We start from the raw sequence: 11,871 nt of genomic DNA, 5'->3' as shown, positions 1-11,871 counted from the left end.
CTGTATCACTCCTTTATGCTTTTTATTTCTTTTCGTCCCCTGTGTAATTCAATTTTCACTTTCGCTAATGAGAGACCAGTCATTTCTGCTATTTCCTTATAGGAGAATCCATAGTAATCTCGTAGTATCAGGGCATTTCGTCTTTCGAGCGGAAGAGAAGATAAACTGTCTAACCAACTAGCAATCTCATGTTTTACGAAATATTCATGTTCTGTACTTGGCACGTTTGGTAAATGGAATTCTTCCACTGTAGTTGTGTTATACTTTTTTTCTTTTCGATACCAATCGATAAAGGCGTTGTAGGCTATTGTAAATAACCACGGCCTAATTTCTTCTCCTTTATAATAATCAATATGGACGAGCATTCGGTAAAAGGTTTCTTGCATGAGATCTTCCGCATAGTGGGAATCTCCGGTTAGGGAGAGAAGATAGCGAAATAAATCTTTCATATGCTCGGAGTAAATGTCTTCTAATGATTGTTTGCGTTTCACTACATTTCCCTCCCTTCATACATAACAACGAAATACATATAAAAAAGTTACAATTTTTTATGGAATTATAGTAAAAAACGTCAAGAATTGGATAGGATTCTCTTTTATCATAATACATATAAGGCGGGTGAACAGAGATGGAAAGCTATGAAACACAAATTCAAAGGTCAATTGATTATATTGAGGAAGATGTAATGGAAAAACAGACGCTGCGTAATTTAGCACGTATTGCAGGTTTTTCTGAGTCGCATTTTCATCGTGTATTTCAGGCATTAGTAGGTGATACAGTAATGGAGTATGTTCGAAAGCGGAGGTTAGCCCGGGCAGCTTATCAACTTTCTCATACGGATGAAAAAGTTATTGATATCGCATTTGAGCATGGCTTTCAATCTCACGAAACGTTCACGAGAGCCTTTAAGAAATTATTTCAAATGACACCGAGTGAATATCGAAAACAAGAAATTGAAACACCGATGTATTACAGCGTGAATGTAAAGCAAAGAAAATTAAATCCGTATTTAGGAGGCATACAAATGGAATATCGTATTGTAAATAAACCAGAATTTTTAATGGCAGGTTATGAACTGAAGACGACAAGTAAAGAGGGGAAGAACCATCAAGACATCCCAGCATTTTGGCAAGAATATTTACAAAAAGATCTTGGAACAACGATTCCGAATCGTAAAGATACGAGCCAATGGGTAGAGCTTGGATTATGTACTGATTTTAATTTAGAAACAGGCGATTTCACTTATATTATCGGAATGGAAGTTACAGGCTTTGAAAATGTACCAAACGAAGTTGCGAAGCGTACTTTCCCAGCAGCGACATATGCTGTATTTACAACGCCGAAAGTTCCTCATGAAGAAATGGTATCGTCTATTCACCAAACGTGGAATGCAGTATTCTCAGAATGGTTCCCGCATTCAGGGTATGAACATTGCGGAGTTACAGAGTTTGAACTGTACGATGAGCGTTGCCACGAAGATAAGAGTGAGTTTGCACAAGTAGAGCTTTGGATACCGGTGAAGAAAAAATAATAAGGTAAGAGCGAATCATTGGGAGATGGTTCGCTTTTTCATAAAAGGAGAAATGGGAAAATGTTCAAAAAACTAGAATGTGTATCTATACATACGAAAGATATAGAAAGATCAGTTTCTTTCTATAAAGAAATGGGAATGAAGCAAAACTGGATGATAGAAAGAGAACTAGAAGAAGGAGCTATTTGGACGTTAATAGGATTGAAGTTTCCAGATGAAAAAAGTTCGGAGTTAGTAATAAGCAATCATCCGGATATTAATTTTATGGAAGTCGAAGTATTAGTAGAAGATGTACAACAAACGTATGAGAGTTTAAAAGATAATAAAGATGTAAAGTGGATTCGCGAACCATTTCCAACAGAATCAGGACATGTTGCAGTAATGGAAGCACCTGATGAGAATGTGTTTGTGTTAGTAGGGAAATAGCTGAAATATGGAGTGACCTTTCATAGTGAGTTATGAAGGGTTATTTTTACTTTGTATAGTAGTAGAGGAAGTAGGTTAGTATTGTCGGTTTTTGTCGGTAAGTCGATATATTTAGAAAATCGCTGATATAATTCGAGTTGCGCTGATATATTCAAAAAATCGCTGATATATTTTGAATTGCGCCGATATATTCAAAAAATCGCCGATATAATTTCATATACCGCTAAAACACCCCAAAAAAACGATCTGCATAATTTCAATTACCGCAAAACTCTCCCAGAAAAGAAAAAAAGACGCCACATAGCGTCTTTCCTACGAACGAAACGGAAACACAAGAATAATCGTCGTTCCTTTTCCGAGTGCACTATCAACGGAAATTGTCCCGTTATGAGCATGAACGAGCTGTTTTGTAATGGCTAGGCCAAGTCCAGTTCCTATGTTGCTTTCTTCTGTGTTTGTTCCGCGGTAATATCGTTCAAATAGAAGTTCTTTCGTTTTTTCATCCATTCCTTTTCCGTCATCTGAAATGGAGAGTGTAAAGGAATTAGCGTTTTGTGATAATTTTACGATGACAGTAGTTGTTTCGTTATTATGTTTTACAGCATTTACTAGTAAGTTTTCGATAATACGCTGGAACCATTTTTCTTCAATGAAATATTGAATTTTATTTGAGCTCGGTACGAATTCAATATTTTGATTTTGAAGTGTTGGATTGTTAATAAATTGCAATAATACTTTTTGGACGAACTGATTGATTTCAACGTTTACGTGTTGGGCAGGAAGGCTGTTATTTTTTAATTGATACGTTAAGCTTAAATCATCAATTAATGTCGTCATATATTGAGATTTCTCTTTCATAACACTACCAAATTGCTGAATATCACGATCAGTCCAGTTATATTGATTCGATTCGAGTAATAATGCGTAGCCATATATAGAGCTAAGTGGTGTTTTTAAGTCGTGTGTTAGACCGGTAATCCATTCTTCTCGTGTTTGCTGGAGGACTTGCCTCATCGCATCATTTTTTTTGAGTGTAATAGAAAGGTGTTCTAGTGAACTTGTTACATCTCTAAACAAACGGAATGACCATTTTTCTTTACCAGATCGCCGGAACCTGACGGGTTTTCCTTTTTTACTAATAGGTTCTTCATACTTTCCACCAGCGATATTTTTAAGCCAGCGCATCGCATGTAATAACGGTTTCCCGAATTTATTACCGTACCAAATAGAAAGAATGACTAAATAAACAAATACGATAAGAAGGATTAATCCGCATCCGATGAGAAACTTCTTAGTAAATACATCTTCAATTTCGTCATCTGGATAGTAGTGCTCATTTTTTGCAGTTACAACGAGAAGGTTGCCACTATTTGCATCGTAAAAGCTAGACGTGTTTTCTTTATGATTCCACGGTTCTTTTTCATTAAGGGCAATTTGTATTGCTGAAAATGTTTTTTTCTTTCCAGTTGGATAGGAAAAAACCTCTTCGCCATTTTGATTAAATATTTGAAGTGTTGCTTTTTCTTTAGACAGTAACTGTTTTTCTTGATCTGTTAATGCGAACGAATCCATCGTTAAAGAGGAATGCTCCTTTTGAATTGCTGTCAGTAACGCATTGCTTTTTAACATACCACCATAAATAACAAGTGCTTTCTTTTCTTCTAATTCAATTTCCCAATATGTAAATTTATAATTGCTTTCGATATGATGTTGTATATATGCGACTAAAGATGTCTTCGTATAAGCATCCGGAACATCATTTGGTGTATTAAAGTGGTAGAGGATTTTTCCGTTTTCATCTACAACTTGGAGCCAATCATTTTTCTCCTTTATTAAATCTTGCACTTCAGATTGTAACGAAATATGCCCATCTTCTGAAGAGATGTATCTTGAAATTGTAAAACTATCAGAATCTGGAATGTTAGGTTCGTATAAAGTACTAGTAAGAAGAAAAATTAAATAAGTAAAAGCAGCAACTACAGCGATAAGTAATGTAACTAAAACAAAAACGTGTTGCATGATAAATTGAATAATAAGTCGTTTATTAAAATTCATATCGTCACCCTACTTTGTAACGAACTTATAACCAAGCCCGCGAACGGTTTTTATATATTCTGGTTTACTTGGATCATGTTCAATTTTTTCACGTAGTTTTCGAATGTGGACCATAACAGTGTTGTCATCGCCATTATAGGCAGGTGCTCCCCAAACTTTTTCATATATTTCCTCTTTCGAAAATACGTAGTTCGGATTCTCGCAAAAGAAGAGTAGTAGTTGAAAGAGTTGAGCAGAACATTCGACAATGTGCCCATCTACTGTTAGTTCTGCAGAGTGCTGATCAATTTCAAATCTTCCAAATGAAATTGAGTGTGGTTTTTGTTCGTGTGGTACGGTTTGTTTCATATGTCTCCGAAGCTGTGCTTTCATACGTGCTACTACTTCTAATGGATTAAATGGTTTCGTAATATAATCATCTGCACCGTATGAAAATCCGGATATTTTATCTAAATCAGATGCTTTTGCTGATAGGAAGAAAATTGGACAATCTGTTTGTTGGCGAATGATTGGACAAATATCAAAACCAGATTGTCCAGGAAGCATTACATCTAAAATAATTAAATCGTAATTGTTTTGCTTAGTTAGAGATAAAGCCATTTCAGCTGATGTTGCAGTTGTAATATGAGAAAAGCCTTCTTTTTCAAGAATGGTAGTTAGTAATTGTAAAATTGCTGTTTCATCATCAACGAGTAAAATATTTGCTTGGTACATAAATATCCCTCCTAATTTTCTCGAATATCATATCATCATTTTGTAACTTATGGAATTTTTAAGGAAATTTTAAGGTTTTCTTTCGCAAAAAATTAAGAATCAAATGATATGATAAAAGTAACATAGGGGAGGAGATGAGTGTGAACCCGTTTCAAGTGATGCGAGCTAGATATTTTTTAATTGTATTTGCACTATTAATTTTAATAGCGAGAAGTAGTGGCGATTTGCTAACAAGTATATTTCATATACAAAATTCTTCTTTTATAAATATCCTTATATTCTATATCCTTCCGATGGTATGGATTTCTTATGAGTATAGAAAGCACCACATTTCATTTTCATTATTTGTTAATAAAAATGAAACATTTAACTTGGTACAAGTTTTATACATTACGGTTATGTTATGCATGTTTAGTTACGGGTATCTTATTTTGTATATGTATAGTTTTGCATGGATTACACCGGACTTTATTATGAACGCCCTGCATGAACCAATTGTAGATAGTACTGGGGGATATGTATCTCAAGTCATTAGGGTCGTATTCATCGCACCAATTATCGGGGAATTTGTTTTTCGCGGATTTTTACTTCAACGTTTTGCAACAAAATGGGGAACGAGCATAGCGACCATCGTTGTAGCAATATTGTTTGCGTTGTTACATGTTGATTTCCTCGGTGCAGCCATATTCAGCATCGTATTGTCAATCGTATATATTCGTACGAAAAGTTTACTCATGCCAATTGCAATACATATGTTAAACAATGCATTTGTAATAGGTGCGTCTTTTCTAATAAGTAGAGAAAAAATTATTAGTTTTGCCGATTTCTCAAATTATACGACATTCTTTCCTGGACTTATTATTTTTATAACAGGATTAAACTTAGTACTTATCTTTTTATTTGTTAATCGCAAATATTGGAGTAAAGAAGTGCCGGTTATATATGCAGAGCAGGAAAAGAGCTTTTCAGATGTAGTCGGGAGTAAATAAGATGAAGAAGACGGTTGAAAAAATATTAAAAGACATTATAGATTCTACGTCTATTACAGATATGTGTGATAAAAGCGTTTGTCATTGGCTTCAACCTGTAGTAGATACGATTGTGTTTCCAGAGTATTACTTATTTTCTAGTACTCATTTAAAAGAAAATATTATTTCTCTTCTTATTGTGTTCGGGGTTTTACTAATATTTGGTCTAATTGTAGAAGAAATGATGAAGCGCATCTTCAAAAAGAATGAAGAGAAGTATATGTGGATTCATAAAGTATTCGAGAAAGTAATGGTGGCTTTCCTTTTGTTTTATGGTATAAAAACAATCATTTACTTTATAGCTTTGAAACATCATTAATTCGAAATTTGAAAGGGATGTATAAAATTATATGAATGAAACGATATCATCAAATAAGTTTTTTTATTTGATTTTACTTAGTCTAGTGTTAATAACGACAGTGAATGTTATTTTGCGCTGGGAGGAAGCTTATTTTTTCATGTATTTAGCGCTCCATTTGCTAGGGATTTTATGTATAAGTGGTGGAGTCGTTACTGAAAAAAAGAATGAAGAAAGCGTTAACTATATGTGTGTGATCGGTCTTGTTTTACTTTTAGCCGTACAGGGTATTATGAAATATAGTTCTTTCTCTTTACAAGATTTTAGTTTATTAATAGATGTACTTCCTTAAAGAGGCTTTTTATTTTATCTAAAAAGGAAGTAGGGTACGTGTTGGTTTGTAAGTGTACGGATTGTGAACCGAAGAAAGTGTTTAAAGATAGGTAAAACTCTTCTTATGTAGAAGAGTTTTTTTATGTAAATAAAAAGATCCAGAGCAATTCACATAATAAGCTTGTTCTAATTTAGCGTGTACGAACTTACAATAATAATAGACAGGCAGCATAGAGGAGGGAATAGCGTGAAGAAGGTTATCGGTTGGTCGCTTTTTTTGTACGTTGGATTTGCGTTACTTATATATTGGTATTTATTTGGATGGAATCATGAACTTATTCCGGACATGTATAAGGGAACGAGTGCAGATCCAGAAACGTTTATGAGTACGAGAGAGCTTACGCTAAGCCAAGATTATTCGCGCGTGAAAAATTTACTATACTTTTTAGCGACGCCTCTTGAATGGATTATTTTATTATTTGTACTTGTGCTAGGTATTTCAAGAAAGTTTGAGAAATGGTCGAAGGAAACGACTAAAATAAGTGTTTTGCAAGTTGCGATTTATTTCTTTTATTTATCATTACTGACAACAGTGCTTGCCTTACCGATGCAATGGATTGGCCGGAAAGTGTCCGTTGATTACGGCATTTCAACACAAAGTACACAAAGCTGGATAAAAGATCATGTTATCGGTTTTTGGGAAAGTTATGCGACTATGTTAATCGTAGTTACCGTTCTATTATGGCTTATCCGTAAATTTCCGAAGAGATGGTGGCTCGCAGGATGGGCGCTCTCTGTTCCATTTACAATCTTTTTAACATTCATACAGCCTGTCGTTATTGATCCACTGTATAACGACTTCTCGACGCTGAAAAATAAAGAATTAGAAACGAAAATTTTAGCGATAGCAGACAAAGCGGACATTCCTGCTAAACACGTATATGAAGTAAATATGTCAGAAAAAACGAATGCATTAAATGCTTACGTAACAGGAATTGGCCCTAACGCCCGTATTGTAATGTGGGATACAACACTTAAGCAGTTAAAAGATAAAGAGATTTTATTTATAATGGCCCATGAAATGGGGCATTATGTTATGAAACATATATATTTTGGCGTTGCAAGTTATGTATTGCTATCGTTTATAGGTATGTTTTTAATTAGTCGTATTATAAATATGTGTATTCGCAAATGGGGAGATACATTGCAAATTTCAAAAGTAGCATGTTTCTCCATGTTACCTTTATTTTTCTTAATTTCTTCTGTCCTCTCTTTTGCAGCACAACCAGCAACAAACTACGTTTCACGTATAGAAGAAAGAGCGGCAGATCAATATGCTTTAAATATGACGAAGGATGGGAAATCTGGTGTGAAAACTTTTCAATATTTATCAAAAACAAGTTTAAGCCAAGTAAATCCGCCTGCGTTAGTAAAATTTTTCTTATACACGCACCCACCAATTTTTGAAAGAATTCATACGTTTGAACAATATGAGAAACAAAGCAAAAAGGAGTAGCATGATAGCTACTTCTTTTTTTATAGAGATATAAGTTTCATATTGGGAATATTTATCATTGCTTTTTATTACGATTTTGTAAATAATAAGCTATAAAATTCTAAAAATCTATATATAAAGGAATAAAGGTGGAAAAATGTATTTTTTACAAAATTTAAAAGTGAAATATAAATTATTAGCGCTTATTTCATTAGCAGTTTTAGGTATGGTAATTATGAGCAGTGTAGCAATTAATTCTATTAATAAGATTAAGCACGATACAGAGGTTGTAGTAGATGATTATCAATATTCTGCAATTTTATTAGAAGGAATGCTTCGTACACAAAATTCATTAGAATATAACTTACTAGAATTAATTACGGCATCACAAAATGAAGTGGCAAATAAAGAGGGGATAATTGATAATATTGAAAAGGATCTTAAAAAATATGATTCTTTATTAAAAGAATATGATGATGGTTTTAATTTAAGTAAGCAAGAGGATGAACTATTTCAGAAGATGAAGAAATCTTTGCCAAGTTATAAAGATACATATAAAAAATTATTTGAAAAGGCGAAGGCAACAAATGAGCCACAAATGGTAAATGAATTTCAGAAGGAATTAAAACCGAAGGGAATAGAGTTAGCTGGTTATGCAGTGGATCTAGAATCGTATGTTTCAAATTTAGCTGACCAAGTATTTAAAGATTCTCAAAAAATGATTGATCGTTCCGTTATTACCTTTATCATTCTTGTAGTAGTTACTACAATCGTTATATGTATAGTAAGTTATATTATTAGCAAGCTCATAGTTACTCCTTTACAAACGGTTAGTCGTATGATGGAAAGAGCGAAAGAAGGAGATTTAACCGTACATGGTGATTATACTGCTAAGGATGAATTAGGTGTATTAGTAAGTAATTTTAACGAGATGATTGCAGGGCTAAGAACAAATATGCAAGAAGTAGAGAATAATATTCAGCTTTTATTCCAACATGCAGACGGAGTAGTATCTGCATCAGAAGTATCTAGTAGTGCAGCGAAGAAAATCACTATGGATATTGAAGAAGTTGCAAATGGTGCAGAGAGTCAAATGCAAGCAATGGAACAAACTGCGGGTGCGATGGAAGAGTTGACGCAAGGAATGCAGAGTATAGTCAATACATCATCCTCTGTAAATGAATTATCTGCTCAATCAGCATTAGATGCAGAGAGTGGTAACAAATTAATGAAACAAATGATTCAACAGATGGATACAATCCAAAATTCGGTACATAGCGGTGTGAAACAAGTAGAGACTATGAAAGAACAATCAGAAGAAATTGTTAAAATCATTGATGTTATGCAAGGTATTACCTCCCAGATTAACTTATTAGCATTAAACGCCGCAATTGAGGCTGCACGTGCTGGTGAAAGTGGTAGAGGATTTGCAATTGTGGCAGATGAAGTGCGGAAATTAGCAGAACAATCTAGTGATTCTGCAAAACAAATTGAGAATCTTATTACTCAAGTTATGGGAACAACGAACCATACGGTACATATGATGGGGAAAGTAGATAATGAGGTACAGGCAGGTACACAAGTAGTAATGCATACAGAAAAAGTATTTGGAACAATTACAGAAAAAGTACAGCAAGTATCTGAGCAAATTCAAACGGTATCTATGTCTACAGATGAAATTGCAGCGAGTAGTGAGGAAATCTCGGCTTCTGCAGAAGACATGGCTCAAATTTCCCAAAGATCATCTGACCGAACTGATAGGGTAAAAGAGTCTATTCAACAGCAAGAAAAATCTGTTCAAGAGATTTCGGTTTCAATTGAACATATGCATAACGCAGCAGGAAAATTAAAACAAATAGTTGCCCAATTTACTCTTCAAAAGTAGTAGCATATTTGAGTGTTAATAAATATAAAAAAATCATCCTCTTTTAAGAAAAAAGGATGATTTTTTTATCCCGTTATTTGCTGGGCAGTAAGACCCCCACCTCAAAATTCAGCGAAAGCGAGTTATCAGTGAAGGGGGATGCTACCTCTGAAATATAAACCATGAATATAGTAATCTCCATTAGGCATCTCCTTTAGGTGCCAATAAAGGGAAGTTATAAAGTGAAAAGGAGTTTATAAAGAGATTGTAGAATGTTTTAGTATATAACACCTTAGATGTGACAACTTCCTTTTTGAAAAAGAAAGAAGGGGGTATAAAGCAGAAAGGTAGTGGGAATATTTCTTCTAGAAGATTTGCATTTTATCTTACATTCACAAAAAAAATAGTACTCCTGAAACAATGAAGTTCATTTTATTTGAATGAAATAGGGAGAGAGGATAATGAAGAAAAAAATATTGGGTGTAATGATGATTGCGACAATGGCAGGAGGTATATTTGCAGGGGCGAATGTGACACCTGTAAAAGCGGAAGAGTATCCACAAATGATTGTGTTTGAAGATGTTCCATACGGATTTTGGGCATATGATGCTATTATGGATTTAGCGTATCATAAAATTATATTAGGGTATGGAAACGGGAAGTATGGTGTTGGCGATCTTATAACACGTGAACAAGTAGCTGGGACTATTTACAGAACACTTGAGATAAAAGAAGAAGGGCCAGTAGCGAATCCATATAAAGATGTTTCTGATAGTACAACCACTTTTAAAAAGGAAATTTTAGCGTTAACAAAACGTGGTGTTTTTACAGGGGATGGCCAAGGGGATTTTAGGCCGAAAGCACCAATCTCTAGAGCGGAAATGGCTGTCATTTTAAAACGAGCATTTAATTTTGAAACGAAACAAAAACATACATTTAAAGATATTCCAAAAGGTCACTGGGCAGAAGATGCAATTAGTGCGTTACAATCTAATAATGTTGTGAGAGGAACTGGGAATGGCATGTATGAATTAAATCGCCCTGTACCTAGAGAACAATATGCTCAGTTTATTAATAATGCGATTATTAATTATCATTTGAAAGAGGATTGGAAGTAGAGTGAAATATGAAAGCACAAATAGAAAAATTTGTGCTTTTTTGTTTGTTTAAAAAAGAATTATTATTCGTATTTATGTATTTTTATGGTTATAAACAAGCTTTATAATCAACCCGATGAAAAAGACATGATGTGTAATATGATTCACAAAACCGTCACGAAATGTGTCGGAAAATATATTGTCACTATACCATTTATTCTGTATATTTTTAAAAAAACATATACATATTGGGGAGATAATTTGATGAGCAAAAAATTATTAAAAACAGCTACAGCATTAACAATTATGGGTGGGGTGTTATTCTCAGCAGAGAGTAATAGTGTAAAAGCGGAAAGTGCACCGTTGCAAAAAGCAAATACAATTGTATTTAAAGATGTACCAAAAGGACATTGGGCATATGAGGCAATTCATGAATTAGCGGAACAAGAAATAATTTTGGGATATGGCGATGGAATATTCGGTTTTGGGGATAATGTAACACGTGAGCAAGTTGCAGCTTTAATTTACCGTGTGTTTGATATGGAAGAACAAGATGAATATGAAAACCCATATGGAGATATCGATGAAAATTCAACAAGCTTTATCGAGGAGATATTGGCTCTAACGGAAATCGGAATTTTCCAGGGAGACGAGAATGGAAACTTTAGACCGAAGGCGACGTTAACGCGTGCGGAAATGGCACAAGTTCTTACGAATGCTTTTGACCTACAGGCAAAGGGATCTCATAACTTTAATGATGTTTCAGCAAATTCATGGGCAACGAATGCAATTAGTGCAGTACAAACAAATGGTATTACAATGGGAATCGGAGAAGGTAAATTCGGTCCGTCTATGAAGGTAACGAGAGAACAATACGCACAGTTTTTACATAGAGCAATATTGCATGATATGGAACAAGGGCAGTAATAAAGTTTAACTAGTCAAAGTGAAATTCAAAAATAATACAAAAAGGTCGTTGTTGTATAACAGCGGCCTTTTTTGTATGAAATAAAGCGCGAAAGAATGGCGT

The 11,871-nt window shown here is 34.3% G+C and carries 12 protein-coding genes and 1 pseudogene; 10 read left to right on the top strand and 3 right to left on the bottom strand.

Going from position 1 to position 11,871, the window contains the following annotated elements:
• Positions 1–5: 5 nt before the first annotated feature.
• The gene (locus AB6801_RS21170) at positions 6–491 is read right to left on the bottom strand and encodes an RNA polymerase sigma factor (protein ID WP_000823977.1); all 486 of its coding nucleotides are present in this window, start codon (positions 489–491) and stop codon (positions 6–8) included.
• A gap of 137 nt (positions 492–628) precedes the next feature.
• Here AB6801_RS21170 and AB6801_RS21165 point away from each other — a divergent pair, with 137 nt between their 5' ends.
• A complete protein-coding gene (locus AB6801_RS21165; protein WP_000446846.1) occupies positions 629–1,531 on the top strand; it encodes an AraC family transcriptional regulator in 903 nt (300 codons plus the stop codon).
• A gap of 60 nt (positions 1,532–1,591) precedes the next feature.
• Positions 1,592–1,957, top strand: coding sequence for a VOC family protein (locus AB6801_RS21160; RefSeq protein ID WP_000473642.1), 366 nt, complete (start codon positions 1,592–1,594; stop codon positions 1,955–1,957).
• A gap of 312 nt (positions 1,958–2,269) precedes the next feature.
• On the opposite strand, the gene AB6801_RS21155 is transcribed toward AB6801_RS21160, so the two are convergent.
• Together AB6801_RS21155 and AB6801_RS21150 are read right to left on the bottom strand one after the other, a co-directional pair.
• Positions 2,270–4,012 (bottom strand): sensor histidine kinase, encoded by a 1,743-nt coding sequence (locus AB6801_RS21155; protein WP_001010440.1) that lies wholly within the window; start codon positions 4,010–4,012, stop codon positions 2,270–2,272.
• A gap of 9 nt (positions 4,013–4,021) precedes the next feature.
• Positions 4,022–4,726, bottom strand: coding sequence for a response regulator transcription factor (locus AB6801_RS21150; RefSeq protein ID WP_000283870.1), 705 nt, complete (start codon positions 4,724–4,726; stop codon positions 4,022–4,024).
• A 140-nt stretch (positions 4,727–4,866) separates the two neighbouring features.
• Between AB6801_RS21150 and AB6801_RS21145 the strand changes: the two genes are divergently transcribed.
• The 8 genes and pseudogenes from AB6801_RS21145 (at position 4,867) to AB6801_RS21115 (ending at position 11,768) form a co-directional block, all read left to right on the top strand.
• Positions 4,867–5,715, top strand: coding sequence for a CPBP family intramembrane glutamic endopeptidase (locus tag AB6801_RS21145; RefSeq protein ID WP_001067984.1), 849 nt, complete (start codon positions 4,867–4,869; stop codon positions 5,713–5,715).
• A gap of 1 nt (position 5,716) precedes the next feature.
• Positions 5,717–6,073: a hypothetical protein gene (locus AB6801_RS21140; protein ID WP_000754332.1), complete on the top strand. Its 357-nt coding sequence runs from the start codon at positions 5,717–5,719 to the stop codon at positions 6,071–6,073.
• Between the two features lie 31 nt (positions 6,074–6,104).
• Positions 6,105–6,404: a DUF2101 family protein gene (locus tag AB6801_RS21135; RefSeq protein WP_001006050.1), complete on the top strand. Its 300-nt coding sequence runs from the start codon at positions 6,105–6,107 to the stop codon at positions 6,402–6,404.
• A 228-nt stretch (positions 6,405–6,632) separates the two neighbouring features.
• Entirely contained in the window at positions 6,633–7,901 is a 1,269-nt protein-coding gene (locus tag AB6801_RS21130) for a M48 family metallopeptidase (protein WP_000755730.1), read from the top strand.
• A 136-nt stretch (positions 7,902–8,037) separates the two neighbouring features.
• Positions 8,038–8,817: pseudogene (locus AB6801_RS31270) on the top strand (MCP four helix bundle domain-containing protein); the annotation flags it as partial.
• A complete protein-coding gene (locus tag AB6801_RS31265) occupies positions 8,812–9,765 on the top strand; it encodes a methyl-accepting chemotaxis protein (protein ID WP_409194079.1) in 954 nt (317 codons plus the stop codon). The pseudogene AB6801_RS31270 and the gene AB6801_RS31265, both read left to right, overlap by 6 nt.
• A gap of 440 nt (positions 9,766–10,205) precedes the next feature.
• On the top strand, positions 10,206–10,862 hold the full coding sequence (locus AB6801_RS21120; RefSeq protein WP_000727094.1) for an S-layer homology domain-containing protein: 657 nt from the start codon (positions 10,206–10,208) through the stop codon (positions 10,860–10,862).
• A gap of 138 nt (positions 10,863–11,000) precedes the next feature.
• The gene (locus AB6801_RS21115) at positions 11,001–11,768 is read left to right on the top strand and encodes an S-layer homology domain-containing protein (protein WP_114159535.1); all 768 of its coding nucleotides are present in this window, start codon (positions 11,001–11,003) and stop codon (positions 11,766–11,768) included.
• Positions 11,769–11,871 lie beyond the last annotated feature (103 nt).

The organism is Bacillus sp. RCC_6_1, from assembly GCF_041360755.1.
Taxonomy (GTDB): Bacteria; Bacillota; Bacilli; order Bacillales; family Bacillaceae_G; genus Bacillus_A; species Bacillus_A cereus.
This window is presented reverse-complemented; position numbering and strand designations above follow the sequence as displayed.

Excerpts from the sequence above, each read along its gene's own strand:
- AB6801_RS21165 (WP_000446846.1), top strand. The coding sequence starts at position 629 with ATGGAAAGCTATGAAACACAAATTCAAAGGTCAATTGATTATATTGAG.
- AB6801_RS21160 (WP_000473642.1), top strand. The coding sequence starts at position 1,592 with ATGTTCAAAAAACTAGAATGTGTATCTATACATACGAAAGATATAGAA.
- AB6801_RS21155 (WP_001010440.1), bottom strand. The coding sequence starts at position 4,012 with ATGAATTTTAATAAACGACTTATTATTCAATTTATCATGCAACACGTT.
- AB6801_RS21150 (WP_000283870.1), bottom strand. The coding sequence starts at position 4,726 with ATGTACCAAGCAAATATTTTACTCGTTGATGATGAAACAGCAATTTTA.
- AB6801_RS21140 (WP_000754332.1), top strand. The coding sequence starts at position 5,717 with ATGAAGAAGACGGTTGAAAAAATATTAAAAGACATTATAGATTCTACG.
- AB6801_RS21135 (WP_001006050.1), top strand. The coding sequence starts at position 6,105 with ATGAATGAAACGATATCATCAAATAAGTTTTTTTATTTGATTTTACTT.
- AB6801_RS31265 (WP_409194079.1), top strand. The coding sequence starts at position 8,812 with ATGATTGCAGGGCTAAGAACAAATATGCAAGAAGTAGAGAATAATATT.
- AB6801_RS21120 (WP_000727094.1), top strand. The coding sequence starts at position 10,206 with ATGAAGAAAAAAATATTGGGTGTAATGATGATTGCGACAATGGCAGGA.
- AB6801_RS21115 (WP_114159535.1), top strand. The coding sequence starts at position 11,001 with ATGATTCACAAAACCGTCACGAAATGTGTCGGAAAATATATTGTCACT.